The organism is Clostridium sp. OF09-36 (assembly GCF_003481985.1).
Classification (GTDB): Bacteria; Bacillota; Clostridia; order Lachnospirales; family Lachnospiraceae; genus Brotaphodocola.
Genome location: NZ_QUMD01000013.1, coordinates 14,508 through 40,220 on the forward strand (window position 1 = coordinate 14,508; position 25,713 = coordinate 40,220).

Sequence of the window (25,713 nt, forward strand, 5' to 3'; positions counted from 1 at the left end):
GAAGGAGTTTGGTTATGGATATATTACAGGAATTACAGAAACGCATCCTGTTTTGTGACGGAGGAATGGGAAGCCTTTTACAGGAAGCGGGTTTAAAACCGGGAGAACTTCCGGGCACCTGGAACATTACCCACCCGGAGGAACTTGTGAAGATCCATAAGGCTTATCTGGAGGCTGGCGCGGATATCGTGACAACCAATACCTTCGGTGTTGACCGCTTAAAATACAATGAAACAACCGAGTTTCAACTGGAGCCGGTGATCCGCGCGGCAGTAGCAAACGCGAAAGAAGCGATCCGCCAGAGTGGAAAGCAGGCCTGGATCGGTCTGGATATGGGACCGACCGGAAAGCTGCTAAGGCCGATGGGCGACCTGGCTTTTGAAGATTGCTATGCGATTTACCGGGAAGTGGTGGAGATCGGTGCGGATGCAGGTGCGGATTTTGTCCTCATCGAGACCATGAGCGACAGCTATGAAACCAAAGCAGCGGTGCTGGCGGCAAAGGAAGGCTGTAATCTCCCGATCTTTGTCACGGTAACCTTCGATGAGCGCGGAAAACTGTTAACCGGTGGAAGCCCGGCTTCGATCGTAGCCATGTTAGAGGGCCTTGGCGTGGATGTTCTGGGCATGAACTGCGGACTTGGTCCGGTCCAGATGAAAGAAATCCTGAAGGATATTCTGGAGGTTTCTTCCACTCCGGTGATGATCAACCCGAATGCAGGTCTTCCAAGAAGCGAGAATGGAAAGACCGTTTACGATATCGATGCGGCGCATTTCGCAAAGACCGTAGAAGAAATCGTGGATATGGGTGCCCGCATTGTGGGCGGCTGCTGTGGTACCACGCCGGAGCATATCCGCATGGTGGCAGAACGCTGCCGGGATAAACAGCCGGTTCCGGTTACGAAAAAGAACCGTACTGTGGTTTCCTCGTTTGCACAGGCAGTGGAGATCGGCAAAAATCCGGTCATCATCGGAGAGCGCATCAATCCGACCGGAAAATCCAAGTTCAAACAGGCCCTGCGTGACCACAACCTGGAATACATTCTCCGCGAAGGTGTGACCCAGCAGGATCACGGTGCCCATGTGCTGGATGTAAACGTAGGTCTTCCGGAAATCGACGAGCCGTCTATGTTAGAGGAAGTGGTACGGGAACTGCAGAGCATCATCGACCTGCCGTTCCAGCTCGACACGACCGATGCAGAGGCCATGGAGCGGGCTATGCGTGTATACAACGGAAAGCCGCTCATCAACTCTGTTAATGGGAAAGAAGAATCCATGCGCACGGTATTCCCACTGGTGCAGAAATACGGTGGTGTTGTGGTAGCACTGGCGTTGGATGAGGGCGGTATCCCGGAAACCGCGGAAGGCCGTATTGAGGTAGCGAAGAAGATTTACCGGACCGCAGCCGAGTATGGCATCGGACCGGAAGATATCGTGATCGATGCGCTTTGCCTGACGGTAAGTTCAGACAGCCAGGGCGCCATCACGACACTGGAAACATTACGACGGGTGCGTGATGAACTCCACGGAAAGACCATTTTAGGTGTGTCTAATATTTCCTTCGGACTTCCACAGCGAGAGATCATCAACGCGGCGTTCTTCACCATGGCGATGCAGAATGGCTTAAGCGCTGCGATCATCAACCCGAATTCCGAGGCGATGATGCGTGCGTACTACAGCTTCCGCGCGCTGATGAATTTAGACCCGCAGTGCAGTGAGTACATTTCCGTCTACAGCGGTCAGGTAGCATGCCTGGGACAGAGCGCGGTGACTGGAAATGGCGGTTCGGCAGCAGGAAGCGCAGCCGGAGCAGCAGGCGGTCAGGGAACTTCTGATCTGCATGCCAGCATTGTAAAGGGCCTGAAGGATCAGGCTGTACATGCGGCGCGAGAACTTCTGGAAACCCAGGATGCGTTAGATGTCATCAACAGCCAGATCATCCCGGCACTCGATGTCGTGGGAAAAGGTTTTGAGAAAGGCACCATGTTCCTGCCGCAGCTTCTGATGAGCGCGGAGGCAGCGAAAGGCGCGTTTGAGATCATTAAGGAAAAGATGGACGCCAGCGGCCAGAAGCAGGAGAAGAAGGGAACCATCATCCTGGCTACGGTAAAGGGCGACATTCACGATATTGGAAAAAATATCGTAAAGGTCCTTCTGGAAAACTACAGCTACGACGTACTGGACCTCGGAAAAGATGTTCCGCCGGAGATGATTGTGGAAACCGCAGTGGAGAAACACATTCAGTTAGTTGGTCTCTCTGCGCTGATGACGACAACCGTTCCAAGCATGGAAGAAACCATTGTACAGCTTCGCGAAAAAGCACCATGGGTCAAGGTTATGGTGGGCGGCGCCGTGCTGACCCAGGAGTATGCCGATACCATGGGGGCAGACCAGTACTGCCGCGACGCGATGGCATCCGTGAATTATGCGGAGCAGGTGTTTACGTAGGCTGGTGTCAAAATCTGCATCAAAAGCCTGTATCAAAAGCTTGCGTCAAAGGCGTTCGTGTTGCAAACATACAAAATAGTAAGAAATTTTTAAAAGAATAGAAATTGAATCTCCTTTCCATCTGGATTACACTAAAACACATGACAAAAGTATAATCAGGCAGAAGGGAGATTTTTTCATGTTATTTCATAAGAAAAACACAGGCAGATGCCTGGCGGCGCTGGCTCTTTGCGGGTTCTTTGCCCTGCAGACCCCGGCAGTACCGGCCATGGCAGCACAGGAAACCTTAAAGATAGAAAACCAGAATTTTTACCGCAGCGACGGAACCCAGATCACGGGTGCGGTTGCAAAGGGCGTTACCATTTCCAAATACCAGAACCAGGCTGGTCCGATCGACTGGGCAGCCATGAAAGCGGACGGGGTGAACTTTGCCATGATCCGTGTGGCTTATATGGACAGCGAAGAGCCTTACCTGAAGGAAGATCCGTATTTTAGGGAAAATATAGCAGGCGCACTCCAGAACGGAATCCGTGTCGGCGTGTTCTATTACACCAGGGCATTGGATGAGAACACCGTGCGCCAGGAAGCGCAGTTTGTGCTGGATAAGATCAAGGACTACCCGATCTCTTACCCGGTTGCATATGATGTGGAATCCAAATACCTGTTGGACAACGGAAAAACACCGCAGGAGCTGGCAAACCACGTAAACATTTTCTGCAAAGCCATCGCAGATGCAGGGTACCGCCCGATGCTGTACGGCAACAACGAATGGCTGACCAAGCATATCGATATCTCCCAGGTCCCGTATGACATCTGGTATGCCCGCTACGGAACAAACGGTGAATTTACAAACCGTAAGATCTGGCAGTTTACGGAAACCGGAACCGTAGCCGGGATTACCGGCAATGTCTGCCTTGAGGTTTCCTATTATGATTATCCGGAACTGGCCAATGCAGCTGCAAGCAAAACCTATACCGTTGGCTCCTCAAACAGCGGTGGTCCTGGTGTAAATATGCAGGCCTCCGGCCAGACCCAGGCAACCCCGGCAGCCGGTCAGTCTTCTGATACCCAGACCGGCCCTGGCACCCAGGCAGGAGGAGCGGTCCAGACCAGCACCTCCCCAACTCCGGCAACCGGACAGGATGAGAGCCAGCTGACCAAATCGCCATCCGAATCGTAAATTAAACAATATCTCACAGTAAACATAAATGGGCCGGAAGGTTCCGTCCCCGCCGAATGGCGGGGACGAAACCTTTCGGCCCTCGTTCGTTACTGTGCAATATTGTTATAAAAGTGAGCCCGGTTTGCGGAAAATACCGCTTGTATTTGTGGACGGCTTTCGGTAGAATAGTACTAGGCTGAATCTGGGATTCTCTTTGGAAACGGAGAGAAGAACATGAAGAAAAAACAATCTGCCATTTTAAAATGGCTTTTGCTGGCTGTATTTTTGCTGGCGGCCGGGTGCTTTTACAGCTGCAGCGGAGGCAGGACTTCTGGAGGGTGGGATCCGTCAGCAGATTCCATGGCGGAAGAAGCGCCAGAAGCTGCAGAAACAGCTTCCGGGCTCACGCAGGCAGGCGAGTCTGGAAATGCAGGGCGGTCTGAACAGGCAGGCGAGTTTGAAAATGCAGGCCAGTCTGAAACAGCAGAACAGTCTGGAAATACTGGTTTGGCTGAACCGGAAGGGCCGTCTGGGAACGCAGGCGCACCGGAACCAGCAGGCCAGTCTGGGAGCACAGAGGTATCTGGTGTGGCAGAACGATCAGAAAAAACAGACCAGAAGCTCTGCTACGTCTACCTCTGCGGAGAGGTCAATAACCCGGGTGTTTACACACTTTTAGAGGGCGCGCGGGTTTACGAGGCCATTGAACTGGCCGGAGGCTTTACCGGGGAAGCTGCGGAAAGCTGGCTGAATCTGGCAGAGCCGGTCTGTGACAGCATGAAGCTGGAGGTTCCGTCGAAGACTCAGGCAAAGGACCCGTTATGGCAGGCGAAGGCTCAGGCTGGCAGTGCGAAAACTTCAGGCGCTGCCGGAGCCGGAAATGGAGCCGGAGGTACGGACGGTGGAAGCCAGAAAATGCTGGTGAACATCAATACGGCTTCGCTGGAAGAGCTTATGACGCTAAAAGGCATTGGCGCTTCCCGGGCGGAGGACATTGTCCGCTACCGGCAGGAGGCAGGCGGTTTTACAAAAATTGAAGATATCATGAAGGTGCCGGGCATCAAGGACACGGCTTTTCAAAAAATTAAAGATAACATTACAGTATAGGGAATAGGTGAGAACATGGCAAAGATTCTGGTGGTTGATGATGAAAAACTGATCGTGAAGGGCATTCGTTTCAGTCTGGAACAGGACGGAATGGATGTGGATTGCGCATACGATGGAGAAGAGGCAATCAATCTTGCGAAGCAGACGGAGTACGATGTTGTGCTTCTGGACGTCATGCTGCCGAAGTACGATGGCTTTGAGGTCTGTCAGGCAATCCGGGAATTTTCCGAGATGCCGATCATCATGCTGACTGCCAAGGGCGGGGATATGGACAAGATCCTGGGACTGGAATACGGTGCCGACGATTATGTGACCAAGCCGTTTAATATTCTTGAGGTGAAAGCCCGCATCAAAGCGATCATGCGGAGAAATTCCAAGAAATCCGGTAAGGGAAAAGAGGCAGAGAACAAGATGGTCACTGCCGGGGACTTAAAGCTTGACCGTGAGGGCCGCCGGGTCTTTATCGGGGAAAAGGAGATCAATCTGACGGCAAAGGAATTTGATCTTCTGGAGCTTTTGGTCTGCAACCCGAATAAGGTGTATTCCCGGGAAAGCTCCTGGCTCTTGTGTGGGGCAATAAGGCATCAGAATCTGGCGATGTGCGCACGGTAGATGTTCATGTCAGACGTCTGCGCGAGAAGATCGAGCCAAGCCCGAGCGATCCGAAATACGTGCATACCAAGTGGGGCGTTGGATATTATTTTAGAGCCTAGAACAAGAGGTAGAGCAGTATGGGACAGAACATATGGAAAAAACGTTGGAGACGACTGGATAATACCGCAAAGATTTTTCCGGTCATCGCAAATGAAAATGTAAGCCAGGTATTCCGGATCTCGGTTACCTTAAAAGAAAAGGTGGACCCGGAGATTCTAAGCCAGGCACTGACAGACATCCTGCCGGAGATCCAGAATTTCCGGGTGAAGCTGCGCCGGGGGCTTTTCTGGTATTATTTTGAGGAAAACGACAGGATCCCGCAGGTAAAGCGGGAGAATACCTATCCCTGCCGGTTCATTGATCCGCATGGGAACCAGCGCTTTTTATTCCGGGTAACCTATTACGAAAAACGGATCAATCTGGAGGTATTCCATGCGCTGACAGACGGGCTGGGAGCGGTAAATTTCCTGAAGTGCCTGACCAGGCAGTATTTAAGACTGGCAGCGGGCGCTTCCCAGTTTATGACCTGGGACGATGAAAACATCCGGAAACAGGAAGTATTCCATGTGCAGGACAGCTATTTAGAGCATGGTGACGACGGAAAGCCGCGCAGCTACAGTTCGAAGCCGGCCTATCAGCTGGAGGGGCATTATCTGCCGCTTGGAAGTGGCCAGGTTTTGCATGGTTATGTTCCGGTCAGCCAGCTAAAGAAGGTCTGCAGGCAGCATGGCGTAAGCATTACCAAATATCTGGCAGCAGCCTGATCTGGTCGATCTGGCAGGAATATTTAGGCGGAAGAAGCAGTAAGAGGGCGGTTGTTTTAAACCTGCCGATCAATCTGCGCGCTTTTTTCGGCTCCGATACCATGGCAAACTTCTTCGCCGTTACCATGATCGGCTGGCTTTTCCGCAATCCGGATATCCCATTTGAGGTACTGCTCCAGAAGGTTAGCAGCCAGATGGACAGAAAGATCGATAAAGAAAAGCTGGCGGAGAGCATTGCTTACAACGTTTCGAATGAGAAAAAGTGGTATCTGCGTGCCATTCCGCTCTTTCTGAAAGTTCCGGCACTTTCCTTGGTATTCCGCTTAAAGGACCGCGCCTACACCATGACGCTGTCGAACATTGGTCCGGTCTCCATGGAGCCGGAATATGCAGACTGATCGAGAGGTTCCATTTAATGATCGGGGTTTCCCGCCGCCAGCCGGTCAAATGTGCGGTGTGCGCCTACAAGGATGAAATGGTGATCACCTTTACCTCCGTGTTTGCGGACAGCCGTCTGCAGAAGCGGTTTTTTGGCAAGCTGAAGGAGGACGGTGTATCGGTCCGCTTTGAGGGAAATGACCTTTCTGCTGCGGCAAAACGGGAAATCTATCCGCGGATCCGCAAGGTACTGATCCGCCGGGGAGGCGCAGAGGAAAAGGCAACCCGCATGGCAAAGCAGGTAGGAAATACCGGAGTTGATGCGGCAAAGGGAATCCGTGATTATGTAAGCGGGCGCAGAAGCTGGAAAGAGGAATTGAAACGGCGCCTGCATATATAAGCTTAGGAGTAACTGGGAAGGTACCAAACAGTTATGCTTAGAAAATAGGACAGGGCTTAAAAAGGAGTAGACTAGTTTGAAAAACAGAGAAATAAGCCTGCGTGGAAAACTGGTGCGGGACATGATGAAAAATATGATGGATTCCGCTATGGGGCACAAGATCCAGACGGGGGAATACCGGATGGACCCTAAGGAGCCTGCATGGGTCTGCCCGCCGGATTACGAATACGAGATCATTGGTATGGAGCATTTTAAGATGGAGTATCTCCGTCCCACGGGGGTCTGTACCGGACGGGTTGTGCTGCAGCTTCACGGAGGCGGCTATATAGGTCCCATGAAGAATATTTACCGTGATTTTGCTGTACAGTATTCCAGAAGAAGCTTTGGTGGTGATGTGCTGACGGCCGATTACCGGGTAGCACCGGAATTCCCATACCCGGCTGCCCTTGAGGATGCCGTGGCGGCTTACCAGTGGCTGATCGGGGAAAAGCATTACGAGGCCGGTAAGATCGTGGTCGCAGGGGATTCGGCGGGCGGCGGTCTTGCGCTCGCCTGGTGATGTATCTGCGTGACCATGGAATGGAGCTTCCGGCCGGAGTGCTGGTCATGTCTCCATGGACCGACCTGACCAACAGCGGGGCATCGTACCAAACGAATTTTGACCGGGATCCCCAGTTTGGCGGCACGACAGATAATATGCTGTTCCACAGCAGCTATATCGGTTCGGAAGACCCAAAGAATCCGTATATTTCCCCGCTGTTTGGCAGCTTTGAGAAGCTTCCGCCGGTCCTGTTCCAGGTGGGAAGTGAGGAGGTGCTCCTGGACGATACCCTGCGGGCGGCCGATAAGGTCCGCAAGGCGCATGGAAAGCTCCGGGTAACGGTTTATGAGGGCATGTTCCATGTATTCCAGATGGCGCTGCGGCTGATCCCGGAAAGCCGGGATGCCTGGGAGGAGGTCGGCCGTTTTCTAGAGGTGATCTACCGGATCGAACGGAAAAAAGAAGGAAAAACCGTCAAACGGGTAAAATCCGGGCGGGAGAGAAGCAGGAGCGAAGCATGAAAATCACACTGGTGACAGTAGGAAAGATCAAAGAAAAGTTTTATACAGATGCAATCGCAGAGTATGCGAAGCGTCTGAGCCGGTACTGCAAGCTTGAGATCATCCAGGTGGCAGATGAAAAAACGCCGGATAAAGCGAGTGAAGCAGAAGAGCAGCAGATCAAGGAAAAAGAAGGAAAAAGGATCCTGGAGCAGATCAAGGACGGTGCGTTTGTCATTGCGCTGGCAATCGACGGAAAGATGCTCGATTCCGTGGAGCTGGCAGAGAAGATCGATAAGCTTGGAATTGGCGGCGTCAGCCAGCTGGTCTTTGTGATCGGTGGTTCTCTGGGGCTTTCCGAGGCCGTGCTGAACCGGGCCGATTACCGCTTAAGCTTTTCCAGAATGACATTTCCGCACCAGCTGATGCGGGTGATCTTATTAGAGCAGATCTACCGCAGCTACCGGATCATCCATAAAGAGCCATACCATAAATAAGACTGAAAAAATAATAAATAAAATAAAAGAGGGGATTCATATGAAAAACTGGAAAAAACAGATCGCGCTGGCCGTAACAGCAGGTCTTCTGACCGTGATGGGGGCAGCTACTGCGTTTGCAGCCTCAAAAACCAGACTGGACACCGTGACAGACCTTTACTGGGGCGATGACGGAACTACAGCCAACTGGGAAAAGATAGACGATGCTTACCAGTATGAGGTCCGTCTCTACTGCAATGAAAGCCAGGTGGAGAGCATCAAGACGAAGAAGGACTCTTTTGACATGGAAAAAAAGATGACAAAAGAAGGCGATTATACCTTCCGGGTACGTGCGCTGGCGAAATCGAATTCCAAGGAATTCACGGATGGTTACTGGTCTGAGGATTCTGAGGAAACCTATGTTTCAGCAGACTTTGCGGATATGATCAAGAATGGTGGAAGCACCTCCCAGTTAAAGAATGGCGGACCGGGTAAAAAAGAAGACGGGTCAACTGCGGAGGAGAAAGAGGCTTCTATCGTACGCCAGGCAAAATGGATCCAGGAGGATGGAAGCGGACGCTGGTGGTACCAGAATGCGGACGGAAGCTATCCGAAGGGTGGCTGGTGGCAGGAGCCTGCAACCGGAACCTGGTATTTCTTCGATACACAGGGATATATGCAGACTGGCTGGATCGACTGGAATGGAAGCCGTTATTACTGCACAGGAAGCGGAGCCATGGCAGTCGGGGAATACACCATTGACGGTGCCGCTTACCGTTTTGATGCTTCCGGGGCACTGCAGCAGTAAATAAAAACCGGTTGCTGTTTGTGCAGCGCATAAGCAGCTAAAAATAAAAGAACACAGACAAGGTCCGGGTATAAATCACCCCTTCCCTCATATATATTATGTAGGGGAGGGGTGATTTTTGGATAAGCGGGAAGAACTGATCAAAATCTTTTCAAAAGATATTCGGGTGATCTTAAAGCAGGTCATGGTGGATTTCGACCAGGTGCAGGAAATACGCCTGCGGGTCCATGCACCGCTTCTGATGATCTGCAACAACCGGGAGTATTACATCACACCGGAAGGAAATTTAAGCATGAAGGCAGAGGAAGCGTATCTCGTGACAAGGGAAGCGCTGAAGGAAACCCTGGATTATATGAGCAGCTATTCCTTATACGCATTTGAGGAGGAGATCAGGCAGGGCTTTATCACGATCCAGGGTGGGCACCGCATTGGCATTGCAGGAAAGACCATCACCGATGGACATGGCATCCGGAGCATGAAGTTTATTTCTTTCATCAATGTAAGGCTTTCGCATCAGGTAAAGGGCTGTGCAGCGGCAGTGCTTCCGTATCTGTATGACCGGGACATGATCTTCCATACACTGATCATTTCACCGCCGCGGTGCGGAAAGACCACGCTCCTTCGGGATATCATCCGGCAGGTATCAAACGGGAGTCCGGAACATGCGGGACTGACCATCGGGGTGATCGATGAGCGGTCTGAGATCGGAGCCTGCTACCAGGGAATCCCACAGAATGAGCTGGGGATCCGGACCGATATCCTAGACTGCTGTCCCAAGGCACAGGGAATGATGATGCTGATCCGGACGATGTCCCCCCAGGTGATCGCGGTGGATGAGATCGGAAGCCGGGAGGATCTGGAGGCGATCGAATACGTAATGAACTGCGGCTGCAAGCTGGTGGCGACCGTACATGGAAGCTCCATTGAGGACATTAAGCAAAAACCGGTCCTCAGGAAAATGGTCCTCGAAAAATGGTTTGAGCGTTATGTGATCCTGAATAACAGGGGAAAGGTAGGCAATATCGGGGAAATCTACGATTCCAGGGGCTGCAGGCTGTACCCGGTGGGAGGTGAATGCTTTTGAGTATGCAGGGATGGATGAAGCTTTTGGGAGCTGCCTGTATTTTATGGGGAGCGGCAGGCTGCGGGATCTGGTTTGCAGGCCATTACCGCAAACGTATCGCAGAGCTGGAACAGCTAAAGCAGATGGTGTTCCTCTTGAAAGGACAGATATTATATGCCAGTGCACCGCTTCCGGAGGCGCTGGAAACGGTGGGAAAACGCTCTGGTGGGGCACTGGGAAGCCTGTTTCTGGAGACAGCTGCCAGCCTGGCAGAAAAACCAGGAGAACCATTTAACAGTATCTGGAAGGAGGCGGTCCTTCGCATGAACGATACGGCACTTTCCAAGACGGACAGGCAGACTTTGGCTGCACTGGGAGAGCATCTTGGCTTTTTAGACCGGGAAACCCAGGAACGCACGCTGCTTCTTTATCTGGAGCAGGTCGATGCAGAGCTTGGGGTCCTTCGGGAGCACAGGCAGGAGCGCTGCCGTCTTTATACGAGCCTTGGAATCATGGGAGGCTTGTTTCTGGCTGTGATCCTGGTCTGATGGAGGGTACCTATGGGGGTAAATCTGATTTTCCGAATTGCCGCAGTTGGGATCCTGGTATCGGTGATCTGCCAGGTCCTCCGGCACAGCGGACGGGAAGAACAGGCATTTCTGACCAGTCTGGCCGGCCTTGTGCTGGTGCTGTTCTGGCTGGTGCCGTACATTTATGATCTATTTGAAACCATGAAAAATCTGTTTGCATTATAGGGGGCGGCATGACAGTTGTAACGGCAGGGATCATCGGGATCATGACAGTGCTTTTTGCAGTCCAGCTAAAAAGCCTGAAGGGAGAATACGGGATATATCTGGTGATGGCTGCGGCCTGTGTGATCTTTTTCTACGGAAGTATGAGATTAAAGGGAATCCTGGATGGACTGCAGAAAATACAGGAGCTGATCCGCATCAATCCGGTGTATCTGAATACGCTCCTGAAGATGACAGGGATTACCTACATCGCGGAGTTTTCCTCCGGAATCTGCAAGGATGCCGGGTATGGCGCACTGGGCAGCCAGATTGAAATTTTCGGAAAGCTCTCCATTCTGGCTGTGAGCCTTCCGGTGATCCTGGCCCTGTTGGATACGCTGCAGGGACTTCTGACATGAGACGGCAGGTATGCAGAGGCTGCATCCTGCTTCTCGTGTTTTTGGGGCTTTTGCTTTCTCCTTATGGGCGTGCCTGGGCGATGGAGATGCATGCGGAAGCCGTGAAAACGCAGGAAGCGGCAGAGTCTGCACTTGTGTGGGACGGGCTTACCGGAATGGAAGAGATTGAGGCGTACTTAAAGCAGGAATTGAAAACCTCCGGGCGGCAGGCTTCGTTTCGGGAGCTTTCAGAGACATTGGCAGCAGGGAATACAAAGGAGCTGCTTTCTTATTGTATGGAGGCACTTAGACAAGAGCTTTTGGGAGAACTGCAGGGGAAAAACCGTATGGCGGGACGGCTTCTGGCATTGGGCCTTTTCGGAGCCCTATTTGCCGGCTTTTCCGATGTGTTTTCCGGCGGACAGATGGCAGAAACCGGATTTTTCCTGACCTATCTGCTGGCATTTGCGATCCTTGCTGCCGTGTTTGGGGAGAGTGCAGGGGCCGCGGCGAAGGTGCTGGAACGCCAGATCCAGTTTATGAAGGTTCTGATTCCGTCCTATTTTGCGGCAGTGGTCTGGTCTGGTGCAGGGCTTTCCTCGGCTGCATGGTATGAGGCCGCCCTGTTTCTGATCGCAGGGGTGCAAAGGCTGTATGCAGGGCTGCTGCTTCCCCTTGTGCGGATTTATTTTCTGGCGGTAGTGGCAGGTTCTATGACCAGGGAGGATATGCTGTCTAAGCTGCTGGAGCTTTTTAAGACCGGGATTTTGTGGGCAAGCCGGTCGCTGATCGGTCTTGTGATCGGCTTTCAGCTGATCCAGGGGATGGTGCTTCCCTATGCGGATTCTATCAGGAATGCCGGGGTCCAGCGCCTTTTGCAGGCAATTCCGGGTGTTGGGGATGGGGCAGGTGCACTTACAAAGCTGATGCTTGGCTCCGGTGTGCTGATCAAAAATACGCTGGGGGCCGCAGCAGTCCTGGTTTTGTTCCTGCTTTCTGTCTGGCCGCTGGCAAGGCTGTTTGTGCTGTATCTGATTTACCGTGGGGTAGCGGCTGTGCTGCAGCCGGTGGCAGACAAGCGTCTGGTGGCCTGCATTGGCGGGGCCGCGGAGGCACAGAAGCTGCTTCTGACGGTAGCGGCATCAGGTTTTTTATTGTTTGCTGTGACCCTGGCGCTGATCTGCCAGGGAACCAATGCAGCATATCTGGCATCCTGATGAAGCAATTTTAATATGTTTGAAAATGGCAGAAGGAGGCGTGCGTGTGGCAGCAGTTTATGAATGGATCCGGAACCTGACTGCATTTTTTTTGTTTTTGTCGGTGCTGGAAAATCTGCTGCCGGGAGATAAGTATGGAAAATATATCCGGTTGTTTGCGGGAATGGTCCTGGTCCTTCTGGCAGTGGAGCCCTTTGCAGAGAGCTCTGGCCTGGAGGAAATCCTGGCACGCAGCTATGAGGGCCTGATTGTCCGGGAAGAAGCCGGGCAATTGCCGGACGGACTGGATGCGGCGGGGGAAGAGCGCATGGAGCATCTTCTGGCACAATACGAGGAGGCGGTCGGTCAGGATGTCCGGAGACTGGCAGAAGACTGCGGGCTTTCCCTTCTTTCCTGCAGGGTACAGATCGGCAGGAAGGAGGACGGGGAAAGCTTTTGCAAGGTCATGCGGATCTTTGCAGTACTTCCGGCGCAGTCTGACACAGACAAAGAAAAACAGCTGTCAAACAAGATTCAGGAGTATTATGGGCTGGAGGAGCGGTATGTGGAAATTGAAATTGCCGCAGGGGAGAGACCGGTGGATCTTTCTGCTGACGGTGGGGGTGATCCTGTGCATTCTGACATTTCCGGCAGGGAATAAAAACAGCAAGATCGCATTTCCTGCATCGAAGGAAACAGCTGCCACGCAGGGGCAGTCTGTGGTGACGCAGCAGGATGCAGCAGCATATGAACAGGAGCTGGAGCAGCGGGTAAAGGAAATCCTGCGTGGCGTATGGGGCGTTGGTGAGGTCGATGTCATGATCGTATTAAAAGCATCCTCGGAAAAGGTGATCCAGGTGGATAACAGCAGCTCCAGATCCACGACAACGGAAAAAGGAGGTGGAACAGACCGCGTGGTGGAAAGCATGGACCAGGAGCACAGCACAGTACTGACCGGAAGCGGAAGCGGCCAGGAGCCGGTCGTGGCAAAAGAAATCTATCCGGAGATTTCCGGTATCGTCATCAGTGCGTCCGGCGGCGGCAGTGCCTCCGTGCGGGCGGAAATTTCGGAAGCCATGGAGTCATTATTCGGACTTCCGGCGCATAAGATAAAAGTGCTAAAGCGGGTGGAGTAAAAAAGGAGCGTCGGTATGAAGCTGAAACGGGAAGGAACACCAAAACAGGATATCAATATGAAAAAGCTGTTCCGGAGAAACCAGATCATCATTACGACCCTGGCCATCATGATCGCTGCTGCCGGATATTTGAATTATGCGGGAAAACGGGAGCTTGAGGCCAGCAGCGGGAACGGGATATACCAGGCGGGGACCTTTGATATCTCAGAGGAAGAGCTGATGGCAGAAAACCAGAAGGCCGGGCAAAGCTATGCAGATGTGACCGGAGAGGCACAGCCTCAGGCGGAGGGAGAAATGCTGCAGGCCGAAGCAATGCAGGGAGGAGCGCTTTCACAGGGCGAAACCCTTGCAGAGGCGGAGCCTGGCAGTGACCTTGCCGAGATCGAAAGCTGGGATGGGGAGGAAACCGGTATGGAAAACCCTGGGGAGGCAGTTTTAACCAGCGGGCTGACGGTGTCGGACTACATAGCAAATGTGCAGCTGAACCGGGAGCAGATTCGGGCGAGAAACAAGGAAGCCTTAAATTCCATCATCAACAATACCAGTATCGATGAGGCTGCCAAGCAGGAGGCAATCCAGAACATGATCGCCATGACAGCGGTCGCAGAAAAGGAAAATGCGGCAGAAACCCTTCTGCAGGCCCGTGGTTTTGCAGACCCGGTCGTAAGCTTAAGTGACGGAAAGGTGGATGTTGTGATCAATGCACCATCCATCACGGACCAGCAGCGTGCACAGATCGAGGATATTGTGAAAAGAAAAACGGAGGTTGGGGCAGAAAATATCATTATCACGCTTTTAAACCTGGAAGACTGACGCTACGGTACAGTTGCTGTTTGCAGGCAGGGATTTTCTGGACTGAAAATACTCTTTGCAAAACAGGGCAGATTTGCTATACTATAAACAAAAGAGATTCCGGGCGGCAGGCTGGAAAAACAGAAATGCAGCCAGGAACCTGTCTGATCTGAGGAGGGAATACTGTGGCAGAGTTAGAAGGAAGAAATACGCATAAATTATATGAAAAAGAGATGATGGGCGAGGTGCGCATCGCAGATGAAGTGGTGGCTATCATTGCAGGCCTCGCAGCGACCGAGGTAGACGGTGTGGACTCCATGGCAGGAAACATCACCAACGAGCTGGTTGGTAAGCTTGGCATGAAGAACCTGTCCAAGGGTGTGAAGGTAGATGTGACCGAGGAGCATGTATCGGTTGACCTCTCCTTAAACATCAAGTACGGCTATAACATCCCGGACGTGAGCGAGCGTGTCCAGGACCGTGTAAAGTCTGCGATCGAAAACATGACCGGCCTCACCGTGCTGGATGTTAATATCCGTATTGCCGGAGTCAACATTAACGAGCAGTAGGCAGAAAGAAGAAGGAATCAAAAGAAAAACCGTGACTGTGAACGTACTGTACAGTTACGAAAAACAGGAAAAGGGGACCGTCCGTGAGGATTGGTCCTTTTTTCATTAGTTTATTTTAAGCTGCATGTCAGGGGCGCTAGTGCTGCGCCTGCTGATTGGCTGGTCCATTGTGTAAAGATACCGTAAAGAAAACTGATAATAAAATATCTATGCTTACATTTTGGTAAGAAAGGTGCTATAATCCATCACTGTTTCCGAAAAGAGAACAGCTGCAGCGTATTTTGGGTGCGCGAGGCTGGAGACTAAACAGGAAGACAAACGTTGCCGTGTGTTTACGCAACAGCAACAGACAAAGGAGGAAATGATGATGAATCTTGCATTTTGTATTCCATTTGCAGGACTTCTGCTTTGCATCGCGGTGCTTCCGCTGGTGAAGGCAGAATGGTGGGAAGCACACCAGCCGCATGCGGTCGTATTCTGGTCACTGCTGTTTGTGCTGCCCTTTGCATTTGTTTATGGCCCTGGACAGGCTTTTGAGAAGGTGTTAGAGTGTATCGTAGACGATTACCTGACCTTTATCATTCTGCTGTTCGGACTTTTTTGCGTTTCGGGTAATATTACCCTGGAGGGAGACCTTGCCGGTTCCCCGCGGATCAATGTAGGCCTTTTGCTGATCGGAACCATGCTTTCAAGCTGGATCGGAACAACCGGTGCCAGCATGCTGATGGTCCGCCCGGTCATTAAGATGAACGCGTGGAGAAAACGGAGAAGCCATATCATGGTATTTTTTATTTTCCTGATCTCCAATATCGGCGGATGCCTGACCCCAATCGGCGACCCGCCGCTTCTGATGGGCTTTATGCGTGGAGTCCCGTTTTTCTGGAGCCTGCATTTGTTACCGGTACTTTTATTTAATGTAGTGATCCTGCTGACGGTCTTTTATTTCCTGGACCTTCGCGCTTACCGGAAGGACATTGCAGAGGGCTTAAAGCCTGACATCAGCAAGCCGGGTACCGAGGTTCACATTATGGGACTTCACAACCTGGTATTTCTGGTTATGATCGTGGCAGCCGTGATCTTAAGCGGAACCCTTCCGGGCATGGCAGCATTTCAGGATGCAGAGGGTGCTGTGCGCGGAATCCATCTGTTTGGGGAAGTGACACTGACTTACCCGGCCCTGATCGAGGTTGTGATCATCCTGGCAGCAGCATTTTTGTCCTTTAAGACAACCAGCCCGGAAATCCGCAGAAAGAACCACTTTACCTGGGGTGCGATCCATGAGGTTGCCATACTGTTTGTCGGTATTTTCATCACCATGCAGCCGGCTCTTATGATCTTAAAGGCGAACGGCGCAAGCCTTGGACTGACCAAGCCGTTTGAGATGTTCTGGGCAACGGGATGCCTCTCCAGCTTTCTGGACAACACACCGACCTATCTGGTATTCCTCACGACAGCCGGTGCGCTGGGCTTTACGGAAGGAATGCCGACGATCCTCGGTACCGTTCCGGTCGCCATGCTGGAGGCAATCTCCTGCGGTGCAGTCTTCATGGGCGCCAATACCTATATCGGCAATGCACCGAACTTTATGGTAAAATCGATTTCGGATGAGAACGGTATCCGCATGCCTTCGTTTTTCGGGTACCTGCTCTGGTCTGTTTCATTTCTGGTTCCGGTATTTATTCTGGACATGCTGGTATTCTTTTTATAAGGAGGGAAAGAGACTATGGAATATACACAGGAAAGTCTCCGCGAGCTTGCGGAGCGCATCTACGATCTGGATGCAGAGGTTTATAGCTGTCTTGGATCTTCCCTTGGCCGTGTGTTCAACCGTGACCGGGAACGCTGCGTGACGGAGCTGGTACAGTTAATGATGCAGCGCGACAGCGGGCACCAGATCAGAAGTGAGCTTGCACTGATCAGTAACATGGCGCGGACTATCCCGGATAAGGAGAGCCGTTCCATGATCATGCGGGAATACACAAGCATCCTGCATGAGATCATTGCGATGCCGACCAGCTTTGGCGGCGGTGATGTTCTGGACCAGAACATGGCCAGCTTAAATGCTTTAAACCTGGAACACCGGTTTTCGGGAAACGACCATCTGGTCATCTGCATCAGCCGCACCTATGGCTGTGCAGGGAATGAAATCGGCTTTACCCTGGCAGACCGCCTGCGAATCAATTATTATGATGCAGAAATCTTCTCCGCGGTTTTAAAACGGCTGGAAGCGGAGAAGGATGAAGTGGTAGACAGAGCCGGATATCCTGGCAAGGCTGTTGATAAAGCCGACCAGGAGGCTGCCTTTGAAAAACCGAAGAAGCTGACATTGAAGGACTGGGCAGCCGGGTTTAACCGCTACCACGGCCTGAACAAGCGAGATGCCGTATTCTTTAACCAGAGTGACCTGATCTGCGATATGGCAAAGAAGGAAGACTTTATCGTGATGGGACGCTGTGCGGATGTGATCTTAACCAATAACCGCATCCCGCACATCAGCATCTTTATCACAGCACCGTTTGAGCAGCGCTTGCGCCGGACCATGGAGGTGCACCCGGGCTTAAATGAGAAGCAGGCAAAGCATCTGTTAAAGCAGCTGGACTGCCAGCACCAGAATTATTACCGCTTCTTTACCGGAAAAAAATGGGGCAATGCCGCAAACTATGATTTGTGCTTAAACAGTGCAGCCTACGGAATTGACGGCTCAGTCGATTTTATCCTCAGGATGCTGGACCGGGAAGGAAAGATGAACGCTCCGAAGTAAGTGTACCCATGAAAAGGCACCGGTGCCGGCCGTTTGCGAAACAGCAGATGGCGGGCTCCGTGTGTAGCAGCCGGAGGAAGCTCATCTGCTGTGGAACAGTACGATCCCGCCGATGGCGATCAGGGCGCCGATGGCTTTTCTCCACTCAAACGCGGCTTTTTCCACCCCGAACCATCCAAACAGTTCAATGGCATAAGCCACGATGATCTGTGTCACGACAATAAAGAGCGTTGCTTTGGCCGGGCCAAGGCCGTCCATGCTCTGGATTACCGTGTAAGTGATGAAGGCTCCTAAAATGCCTCCAAGCATCATGTACCAGGGGCGAACGGTAAACAGGGCAGAGACGGGAACCCGTTCGGAAAAGATCCAGAATACCATGCAGGTGAAAAACGCGGTGAGCTGGACCCATCCGGCGGAAAGCCAGATTCCGGTCTGCCGGGTCAGGCCGGTATTCAACACGCCCTGGATGCTCATGAGGGCGCCGGATATCAGGGCAACAAAAAATCCAAACATAACAGTACCTCCTGGAGAAAAAAGTTTGCGCAATGCGTGAACCGCAAAAGAACAAAACGGAACTGCCGCATGGGATAGTGTGTCTTATGCGGCAGTTTTTATGCGTTGCTGTCTGTGCAAGGCATGAACAGCAACTGCCCGGCAACGATTTTTATGCGATGAAAGGAAACAGCGTTGTGAAACTGAAAAAAATGTGGTATGATAATGCGTAAGATTGGCAGTGGTGCGGCCAGATGGCTTTGCAGACAGTGCAGAGACGGCGGTTTTGTGCCCCTTGCAAGCAGGAGGATAAAGGATAGATGACCAGAAGAGAAATGCGTGAGCATTGTTTTAAGATCCTGTTCGGAGTAGAGTTTTACCCGGCAGAAGAAATAAAAGACCAGGTGGAGCAGTACTTTGACGCCCCACAGGAGGATGACGTAGCCGACAACGGAAAAGAAGAGGTGGTCCACAACGTCGACATGAAAGAGGTAGACCGCACCTTCCTGACAGACCGTGTGGAAGGCATTGCCGGCAAGATCCCGGAGTTAGATGCCCGCATCGACGAGGTGGCACAGGGCTGGAAGACCGGACGTATGGGAAAGGTAGAGCTTACCATCCTGCGCCAGGCTCTCTACGAGATGTTATATGACAGCGAGGTACCTTCCAAGGTTGCGATCAATGAGGCAGTAAACCTTGCAAAGAAATTCGGCGGAAAGGATTCACCGGCGTTTATCAACGGTGTTCTGGCGAAGCTGGTGACCGAGGCATAATATGGCCAGTGTTTATTCTGTTTCCCAGGTGAATTCCTACATCAAAAATATGTTTGCCCAGGACTTTGCCCTCAGCCGGATCACGGTGCGGGGCGAGGTCTCAAACTGCAAGTATCACACATCAGGACATATTTATTTTACGCTGAAGGACGGGACCGGAACTTTGTCGGCAGTGATGTTTGCCGGCCAGAGGAAAGGTCTCTCTTTTCAGTTACAGGAAGGTCTCCAGGTAGTAGTGACCGGGTCGGTCGAGGTCTACGAGCGCGACGGGAAATACCAGCTTTATGCCAGAAAGATCGAGCAGGAGGGACGCGGTGACTTATACCAGCGCTTCTTAAAGCTGCGCGATGAGCTGGAGGAGATGGGCATGTTTGCACCGGAGTATAAGCAGCCCATTCCGGATTATGCAAAAAGGGTTGGCGTGGTAACAGCACCGACCGGGGCAGCCATCCGGGATATCATGAATATCACAGCCAGAAGAAACCCTTATACCCAGCTGGTTTATATCCGGCGCTGGTGCAGGGTGCAGGGGCTGCGGCTTCCATCGCCAGAGGCATCCGCGCATTAGATAAGCTGGGGCTGGACGTACTGATCGTGGGCCGCGGAGGCGGCTCCATCGAGGATCTGTGGGCGTTTAACGAAGAAATTGTGGCGAGGGCTATTTTTGACTGTGCGACACCAGTCATCTCGGCAGTGGGGCATGAGACCGATGTGACCATTGCAGATTATGTGGCAGACCTGCGGGCACCGACCCCGTCGGCAGCGGCAGAGCTGGCTGTGTTCGATTACCGCCAGTTTGAAGCGGCACGGCTGTCTTACCAGGAGGCACTCGGGCAGGCCATGGAACGGAAAACAGAGCTTTTCCGCTACCGGGCGGAGCAGTACCGGCTAAAGCTTCTGCTCCATGATCCGGAGCGCACACTGCGGGAGCAGAGACAGCGTCTGGCAGATATCCAGGATGCCTTAAGGCAGGTCATGGAACAGAAGATAACCGGGTCACGCCACCGGCTGGCTCTTTTGGGAAGCCGTCTTCACGGGCTGTCCCCGTTAGAAAGGATCAGCGGTGGCTTTGGCTTTGTAACCGATGAAAGGGGAAAACGCTTAGAGAGTGTCCGCCAGACGGCACCGGGAGAAGCCATTACCCTGCGTATTTCGGATGGAACGGTCCGGGCAAGGGTGCTGGAGACAGAAGAACATGAAATCCCGGAAACATGCCCATCGGAGACATGAAAAACGGCCGGTATTGTTACTGTGCGCAGGCAGGAAGTTCCTAAACGGAAAATCAGTTGATGGGCACACAGATGGGAACAGCAACGGCAGAAGGAGAGGCAGCAGACATGGAACAATCAATAGAACAGATCTTTGCAGAGCTGGACGGGCTTGTGGAAAAGCTGGAGGCACCGGACAGCACGCTGGAGGAATCCTTTGCCTGCTATGAGGCAGGCATGAAGCTGGTGAAGGCCTGCAACGACAAGATCGATAAAGTAGAAAAACAGATGATCATCTGCAGGGAGGGACTGAGGAAGATGGAGATGCATGAGGAACTGAAAAAGAGGACCGGTGAGGTAGAGAAAGTTGTAGAGAGCTATCTCCCGGAGGAAGAGGGGCATCAGAAGACGATTTTTGAAGCCATGAATTACAGTGTTCGGGCCGGCGGCAAGCGCCTTCGTCCCATGCTCATGGAGGAGACCTACCGTCTGTTTGGCGGGACGGAAAAGGCAGTAGAGCCCTTTATGGCAGCCATGGAGATGATCCACACCTCCTCTTTGATCCATGATGACCTTCCGTGCATGGACAATGACGAGCTGCGCAGGGGACTTCCGACAACCTGGAAAAAATTCGGCTATGACATGGCTGTGCTGGCCGGGGATGCGCTGATGATCTATGCGTTTGAGACAGCATCCAAAGCCTTTGCCATGACTGCTCATCCGGACCGTGCCGCAAGGGCGATTGGCGTTCTGGCAGAAAAAACCGGCATCTACGGTATGATCGGCGGCCAGGTAGTCGATGTGGAGCTGACCGGAAAACCAATCCCGCAGGAAAAGCTGGACTTTATCTACCGTTTAAAGACCGGGGCACTCCTGGAGGCTTCCATGATGATCGGAGCTATTCTGGGCGGTGCATCTGAAGAAGAGATCAGCCGCGTAGAGGAGATTGCGTCTGCTGTCGGTCTGGCATTCCAGATCCAGGATGATATCCTCGATGTGACAAGCACCAGCGAAGAACTCGGAAAACCGGTCTTAAGCGATGAAAAGAACCAGAAAACTACGTATGTAACGCTGGCTGGCCTGGACAAGGCAAGAGAAGACGTGGCAGAGATCTCTGCCCGTGCGGTAACGCTGCTAAAACAGCTGCCAGGTGAAAATCCGTTCCTTGAAAACCTGATCACGATGCTGGTGGAACGGAAAAAATAAGAGCTATATGTAAATACTGTAACTGGGGGATATCAGGCAGTTACAAATTACTTTAGGAAAGAAACAGGGAGTTGCAAAAACCATGATTCTGGAACACATTGAAGGTCCGTGGGACGTGAAAAAATTAAACACGGAGGAGCTTAAGACCCTGGCGGCAGAGATCCGGCAGTTTCTGATCGAAAAGATCAGTGTGACCGGCGGACACCTTGCCTCCAATCTGGGTGTGGTGGAGCTGACTATTGCTTTATATCTGGCATTTGACCTGCCAAAGGATAAAGTCATCTGGGATGTGGGGCATCAGTCCTATACCCATAAGATCTTAAGCGGACGCCGGGAAATGTTTGATGAACTGAGGCAGTACGGGGGAATGAGCGGGTTTCCGAAACGCAAGGAAAGCCCGTACGATTCGTTTGATACCGGACACAGCTCCACATCCATTTCTGCAGGTCTTGGCATCGCCAGGGGCGGGATCTGTTAGGAGAGAATTATGCAGTCATTTCCGTGATCGGCGATGGAGCCCTGACCGGTGGCATGGCTTACGAGGCATTGAACAATGCGGCTCACCTGAAAAAGAATTTTATCATTGTATTAAACGACAATAACATGTCCATCTCAGAAAATGTGGGCGGCATGTCAAAATATCTAAGCGGTCTGCGTTCCGGGACCAGATATAATGCGCTGAAACGCCATGTATCGGAGACCTTGTTAAAAGTTCCGGTGGTTGGTGCCGGACTGGTAGAGCAGATCAGCCGTACCAAAGACAGCATCAAGCAGTTAGTTATTCCGGGAATGCTCTTTGAAAATATGGGCGTGACGTATCTGGGACCTGTGGACGGGCACGATATCAAAGCCATGGTAAAAACATTCCGGGAAGCCCGGAGAATGGAGCATGCGGTGCTGGTCCATGTCCTGACGAAAAAAGGAAAAGGGTATGCACCGGCAGAAAAGAATCCGTCCCGGTTCCATGGAATCGATCCGTTTGACATTGCAACCGGAAAGTCATTGAAGGAAAAGGTTTATCCGACGTACACGGATGTATTTTCCAAGGAAATCTGTCAGCTTGCGGAAACCGAAAAACGACTGGTTGCGGTTACGGCAGCCATGCCGGATGGAACCGGTCTGAAAGCGTTTTCCAAACAGTATCCGGACCGTTTCTTTGATGTGGGAATTGCAGAACAGCATGCGGTAACCTCTGCGGCGGGTATGGCTGCAGCCGGCTTAAAACCGGTCGTTGCCGTGTATTCCTCCTTTTTGCAGAGAGGCTTTGATCAGGTGCTTCACGATGTCTGTATCCAGAACCTGCCGGTGGTCTTTGCATTAGACCGGGCGGGACTGGTCGGGAGTGACGGGGAGACCCATCAGGGCATTTTTGACCTGTCCTATTTAAGCTGTATTCCGAATATGAGCATTATGGCTCCGAAAAACTTGTGGGAGCTTCGGCAGGAGCTGGAGTTTGCAATCTGCCATTACGATGGCCCGATCGCGATCCGCTACCCGCGTGGGCAGGCTTACCGCGGCTTAAAAGACTTCAATCAGCCGGTTGAGTACGGAAAAGGGGAACTGCTTTACGAGGGCAGCCGCATTGCCCTGCTTGCAGTCGGCAGCATGGTCAGCACGGCAGAGCATGTGCGGGAAAAATTAAAAGACGCAGGTTTTAACTGCACACTTGCCAACGGCCGTTTTATCAAGCCGGTGGATTATGATCTGGCAGACAGGCTGGCAGCAGACCATGAGCTGCTTGTGGTACTGGAGGAGAATGTGCTTCAGGGCGGTTATGGCCTGCAGGTGAAGGCTTATGTGCAGGAGCGTTACCCACAGGTTAAAGTATTGAATATCGCACTTCCGGATGCGTATGTGGAGCATGGCAATGTGTCAGTCCTGCGCGAGGGGCTGGGCATTGACAGTGATTCTGTGATCCGCACGATGCGAAACGCGTGGAAACCGCTGGATGAGAGGTTGTCTGAGGCGCAGTCTCATGAAATAATGCAGGAAAATCAGAAATAGAAACAGAAAGAGGAAGATACATGAAAGAAAGACTGGATATCCTGATCGTGAACAAAGGTCTTGCCGCTTCCAGAGAAAAAGCGAAAGCCATTATCATGTCGGGCATTGTTTATGTAGATGGACAGAAGGAAGATAAGGCGGGCTCCATGTTTGAGGAGACTGCAAACATCGAAGTGCGCGGCGCAACATTAAAATATGTCAGCGCGGCGGCCTGAAGCTGGAAAAGGCCATGACGCATTTTGGCGTGGAATTAAAAGATAAGATCTGTATGGATGTCGGTTCTTCCACGGGAGGCTTTACCGACTGCATGCTGCAAAATGGCGCAGTGAAGGTCTATGCGGTCGATGTAGGACACGGCCAGTTAGACTGGAAGCTCCGCAACGATCCGCGGGTCGTATGCATGGAAAAGACCAACATCCGTTACGTAACTCCGGAAGATATCGCAGATAAGATCAACTTTTCTTCCATCGATGTTTCCTTTATCTCCCTGACGAAGGTATTAGGTCCGGTGAAGGCGCTTCTTGCCGATGACGGACAGATCGTCTGCCTGATCAAACCACAGTTTGAAGCAGGGCGGGAGAAGGTTGGAAAGAAGGGCGTGGTCCGTGAAAAGAGCACGCATCTGGAAGTTATTGAGAAGGTGATCGAATTTGCGGTGAGCATTGGATTTGAAATTTTGAATCTGGAATATTCCCCAATCAAGGGGCCGGAGGGCAATATCGAATATCTGCTTTATCTTCAGAATCATACAGATGGACAAACCTACACGGAGTATCAGGTCGACGCAAAAGCCATTGTCGATGCGGCTCACGGAGAACTGGACAAATAACAGGAGAGTTTATGAAACATTTTTATCTGATCGCGAATCCGTCGAAACCAGGAGCTTTGGATGCAGCGGAAAAAATAGAAAAAGAACTGATCCGCCGCGGTGCATACTGCACGCATAACCGGGGATATACAAGGGCGGATCAGGTTCCGTCTGACACGGAGTGTGTGATCACACTTGGCGGAGATGGTACCCTGATCCAGGCATCCAGAGATCTGATCAGTCTCGATCTTCCCATGATGGGAATTAATATGGGACATCTTGGCTACCTGACCCAGGTGTCGAGGGAAGAAGCCCTCGATCCGGTACTGGATGCTCTTTTGACAGATTCTTTTACATTGGAAAAGCGCATGATGCTGGAAGGCAGTGTCGTAGGGGCAGAAAAAAAAGTCAAAGGCATTGCTTTAAATGAGATCGTTCTGACCAGGCAGGATGTATTGCAGGTACTGCATTTCCAGGTTTATGTGAATGGAGTATTTTTCAACGAATATATGGCAGATGGAATCATTGCGGCAACCCCTACAGGTTCTACTGCGTATAATCTGTCAGCCGGTGGACCGATCGTGGCGCCGGGGGCCGAGCTGATGCTTCTGACCCCGATCTGCTCCCATTCCCTGAATGCGAGAAGCATCGTGCTTTCCCCGGAGGACCGTGTCAGCATCCGCCTGGTAAACTGGACTGGAAGAAAGTCGTACTCGGCTGTATTTGACGGGGATCAGGCATTTCCGCTCCACTGCGGGGAACGGCTGGAAATTTGCCGCGCACCGCAGTATACAACGCTGATCCAATTAAAAAATGTATCATTCCTTGAAAATATCAGACAGAAAATGGACCGCATCTAACGGAGGTAATAAATGAAACTGGAACGTCACAGCAAAATTGTGGAACTGATCGGAAAATATGAGATTGAAACCCAGGAGGAGCTGGCAGAGCGTCTGAATCAGGAAGGCTATAAGGTAACGCAGGCAACGGTTTCCCGCGATATCCGGGAACTGAAGCTGACAAAGATACAGTCTGAAAACGGACGCCAGCGCTATATGGTCATGCAGAACCAGACCGCTTTTAGTGACAAATATATCCGCATCTTAAAAGATGGATATGTTTCCATGGATATGGCGCAGAATATCCTTGTGATCAAGACAGTGTCTGGCATGGCGATGGCGGTTGCAGCAGCGCTGGATGAGATCCACTTTCATGAGATCGTGGGCTGCATCGCAGGAGATGACACCATCATGTGTGCAGTGCGCAGCGTGGACGATACCATTCTGCTGATGGAAAAACTGAAAAAACTGATCTTGGCCCGTTAGGCAAAAGGAGGTGC

Annotated in this window: 24 protein-coding genes and 6 pseudogenes; 29 read left to right on the forward strand and 1 reads right to left on the reverse strand. The window is 51.9% G+C overall.

Going from position 1 to position 25,713, the window contains the following annotated elements; translation table 11 throughout:
• The first annotated feature begins 14 nt into the window (after positions 1-14).
• The 21 genes and pseudogenes from DXA97_RS11380 to DXA97_RS11470 all read left to right on the forward strand — a co-directional run bounded on the left by DXA97_RS11380 (position 15) and on the right by DXA97_RS11470 (position 17,883).
• Positions 15-2,447, forward strand: coding sequence for a homocysteine S-methyltransferase family protein (locus tag DXA97_RS11380; RefSeq protein ID WP_118720164.1), 2,433 nt, complete (start codon positions 15-17; stop codon positions 2,445-2,447).
• 178 nt (positions 2,448-2,625) lie between these two features.
• Positions 2,626-3,627, forward strand: coding sequence for a glycoside hydrolase family 25 protein (locus DXA97_RS11385; protein ID WP_118720166.1), 1,002 nt, complete (start codon positions 2,626-2,628; stop codon positions 3,625-3,627).
• A gap of 216 nt (positions 3,628-3,843) precedes the next feature.
• Positions 3,844-4,716 (forward strand): helix-hairpin-helix domain-containing protein, encoded by an 873-nt coding sequence (locus DXA97_RS11390; protein ID WP_118720168.1) that lies wholly within the window; start codon positions 3,844-3,846, stop codon positions 4,714-4,716.
• A gap of 15 nt (positions 4,717-4,731) precedes the next feature.
• A pseudogene (locus tag DXA97_RS11395) lies at positions 4,732-5,429 on the forward strand (response regulator transcription factor).
• A gap of 18 nt (positions 5,430-5,447) precedes the next feature.
• Positions 5,448-6,134, forward strand: a complete 687-nt coding sequence (locus tag DXA97_RS20175) for a hypothetical protein (protein WP_182436869.1) — start codon at positions 5,448-5,450, stop codon at positions 6,132-6,134.
• 101 nt (positions 6,135-6,235) lie between these two features.
• Complete coding sequence (locus DXA97_RS20180) at positions 6,236-6,532, forward strand: hypothetical protein (RefSeq protein ID WP_182436870.1); 297 nt, start codon at positions 6,236-6,238, stop codon at positions 6,530-6,532.
• A 17-nt stretch (positions 6,533-6,549) separates the two neighbouring features.
• Positions 6,550-6,912, forward strand: coding sequence for a hypothetical protein (locus DXA97_RS20185; RefSeq protein WP_182436871.1), 363 nt, complete (start codon positions 6,550-6,552; stop codon positions 6,910-6,912).
• 334 nt (positions 6,913-7,246) lie between these two features.
• A pseudogene (locus tag DXA97_RS11405) lies at positions 7,247-7,974 on the forward strand (alpha/beta hydrolase).
• Positions 7,971-8,450 carry a 23S rRNA (pseudouridine(1915)-N(3))-methyltransferase RlmH gene (gene rlmH, locus DXA97_RS11410; RefSeq protein WP_118720170.1) on the forward strand — a complete coding sequence of 160 codons (480 nt, stop codon included), beginning with the start codon at positions 7,971-7,973 and terminating at the stop codon, positions 8,448-8,450. Before DXA97_RS11405 ends, rlmH begins: the two are co-directional and overlap by 4 nt.
• A 40-nt stretch (positions 8,451-8,490) precedes the next feature.
• Complete coding sequence (locus DXA97_RS11415) at positions 8,491-9,237, forward strand: hypothetical protein (protein WP_118720172.1); 747 nt, start codon at positions 8,491-8,493, stop codon at positions 9,235-9,237.
• 118 nt (positions 9,238-9,355) lie between these two features.
• Positions 9,356-10,321, forward strand: a complete 966-nt coding sequence (gene spoIIIAA, locus DXA97_RS11420; protein ID WP_182436872.1) for a stage III sporulation protein AA — start codon at positions 9,356-9,358, stop codon at positions 10,319-10,321.
• A 2-nt stretch (positions 10,322-10,323) separates the two neighbouring features.
• The gene (locus DXA97_RS11425; RefSeq protein ID WP_243032120.1) at positions 10,324-10,848 is read left to right on the forward strand and encodes a stage III sporulation protein AB; all 525 of its coding nucleotides are present in this window, start codon (positions 10,324-10,326) and stop codon (positions 10,846-10,848) included.
• 12 nt (positions 10,849-10,860) lie between these two features.
• A complete protein-coding gene (gene spoIIIAC, locus DXA97_RS11430) occupies positions 10,861-11,055 on the forward strand; it encodes a stage III sporulation protein AC (protein ID WP_118720174.1) in 195 nt (64 codons plus the stop codon).
• Between the two features lie 8 nt (positions 11,056-11,063).
• Positions 11,064-11,450 (forward strand): SpoIIIAC/SpoIIIAD family protein, encoded by a 387-nt coding sequence (locus DXA97_RS11435; RefSeq protein WP_118720176.1) that lies wholly within the window; start codon positions 11,064-11,066, stop codon positions 11,448-11,450.
• Positions 11,447-12,646 (forward strand): stage III sporulation protein AE, encoded by a 1,200-nt coding sequence (locus DXA97_RS11440; RefSeq protein ID WP_118720178.1) that lies wholly within the window; start codon positions 11,447-11,449, stop codon positions 12,644-12,646. Before DXA97_RS11435 ends, DXA97_RS11440 begins: the two co-directional genes overlap by 4 nt.
• A gap of 46 nt (positions 12,647-12,692) precedes the next feature.
• Positions 12,693-13,286 carry a stage III sporulation protein AF gene (locus tag DXA97_RS11445; protein ID WP_182436873.1) on the forward strand — a complete coding sequence of 198 codons (594 nt, stop codon included), beginning with the start codon at positions 12,693-12,695 and terminating at the stop codon, positions 13,284-13,286.
• Positions 13,287-13,347: 61 nt separating this feature from the next.
• On the forward strand, positions 13,348-13,761 hold the full coding sequence (locus DXA97_RS11450) for a hypothetical protein (RefSeq protein ID WP_347561570.1): 414 nt from the start codon (positions 13,348-13,350) through the stop codon (positions 13,759-13,761).
• Positions 13,762-13,776: 15 nt separating this feature from the next.
• Entirely contained in the window at positions 13,777-14,574 is a 798-nt protein-coding gene (locus DXA97_RS11455; RefSeq protein ID WP_243032106.1) for a SpoIIIAH-like family protein, read from the forward strand.
• A 212-nt stretch (positions 14,575-14,786) separates the two neighbouring features.
• The gene (locus tag DXA97_RS11460; protein ID WP_118531089.1) at positions 14,787-15,122 is read left to right on the forward strand and encodes an Asp23/Gls24 family envelope stress response protein; all 336 of its coding nucleotides are present in this window, start codon (positions 14,787-14,789) and stop codon (positions 15,120-15,122) included.
• Positions 15,123-15,483: 361 nt separating this feature from the next.
• On the forward strand, positions 15,484-16,830 hold the full coding sequence (locus tag DXA97_RS11465) for a sodium:proton antiporter (protein WP_118720184.1): 1,347 nt from the start codon (positions 15,484-15,486) through the stop codon (positions 16,828-16,830).
• Positions 16,831-16,845: 15 nt separating this feature from the next.
• A complete protein-coding gene (locus DXA97_RS11470) occupies positions 16,846-17,883 on the forward strand; it encodes a cytidylate kinase-like family protein (protein WP_118720186.1) in 1,038 nt (345 codons plus the stop codon).
• An 81-nt stretch (positions 17,884-17,964) separates the two neighbouring features.
• On the opposite strand, the gene DXA97_RS11475 is transcribed toward DXA97_RS11470, so the two are convergent.
• A complete protein-coding gene (locus DXA97_RS11475) occupies positions 17,965-18,396 on the reverse strand; it encodes a DMT family transporter (protein ID WP_118720188.1) in 432 nt (143 codons plus the stop codon).
• A gap of 299 nt (positions 18,397-18,695) precedes the next feature.
• On the opposite strand from DXA97_RS11475, the gene nusB reads away from it, so the two are divergent.
• The 8 genes and pseudogenes from nusB (at position 18,696) to argR (ending at position 25,699) form a co-directional block, all read left to right on the forward strand.
• Entirely contained in the window at positions 18,696-19,148 is a 453-nt protein-coding gene (nusB, locus tag DXA97_RS11485; RefSeq protein ID WP_118720192.1) for a transcription antitermination factor NusB, read from the forward strand.
• Positions 19,149-19,197: 49 nt separating this feature from the next.
• Positions 19,198-20,267 (forward strand): annotated as a pseudogene (gene xseA, locus DXA97_RS11490) (exodeoxyribonuclease VII large subunit); the annotation flags it as partial.
• A 218-nt stretch (positions 20,268-20,485) separates the two neighbouring features.
• A pseudogene (gene xseB, locus DXA97_RS20935) lies at positions 20,486-20,641 on the forward strand (exodeoxyribonuclease VII small subunit); the annotation flags it as partial.
• A gap of 33 nt (positions 20,642-20,674) precedes the next feature.
• Entirely contained in the window at positions 20,675-21,562 is an 888-nt protein-coding gene (locus tag DXA97_RS11495; RefSeq protein ID WP_118726179.1) for a polyprenyl synthetase family protein, read from the forward strand.
• Between the two features lie 82 nt (positions 21,563-21,644).
• Positions 21,645-23,566, forward strand: a pseudogene (dxs, locus tag DXA97_RS11500) (1-deoxy-D-xylulose-5-phosphate synthase).
• A gap of 20 nt (positions 23,567-23,586) precedes the next feature.
• Positions 23,587-24,395, forward strand: a pseudogene (locus DXA97_RS11505) (TlyA family RNA methyltransferase).
• A gap of 11 nt (positions 24,396-24,406) precedes the next feature.
• Complete coding sequence (locus tag DXA97_RS11510; RefSeq protein WP_118720196.1) at positions 24,407-25,234, forward strand: NAD(+)/NADH kinase; 828 nt, start codon at positions 24,407-24,409, stop codon at positions 25,232-25,234.
• Between the two features lie 12 nt (positions 25,235-25,246).
• Entirely contained in the window at positions 25,247-25,699 is a 453-nt protein-coding gene (gene argR, locus DXA97_RS11515) for an arginine repressor (RefSeq protein WP_118720198.1), read from the forward strand.
• Positions 25,700-25,713 lie beyond the last annotated feature (14 nt).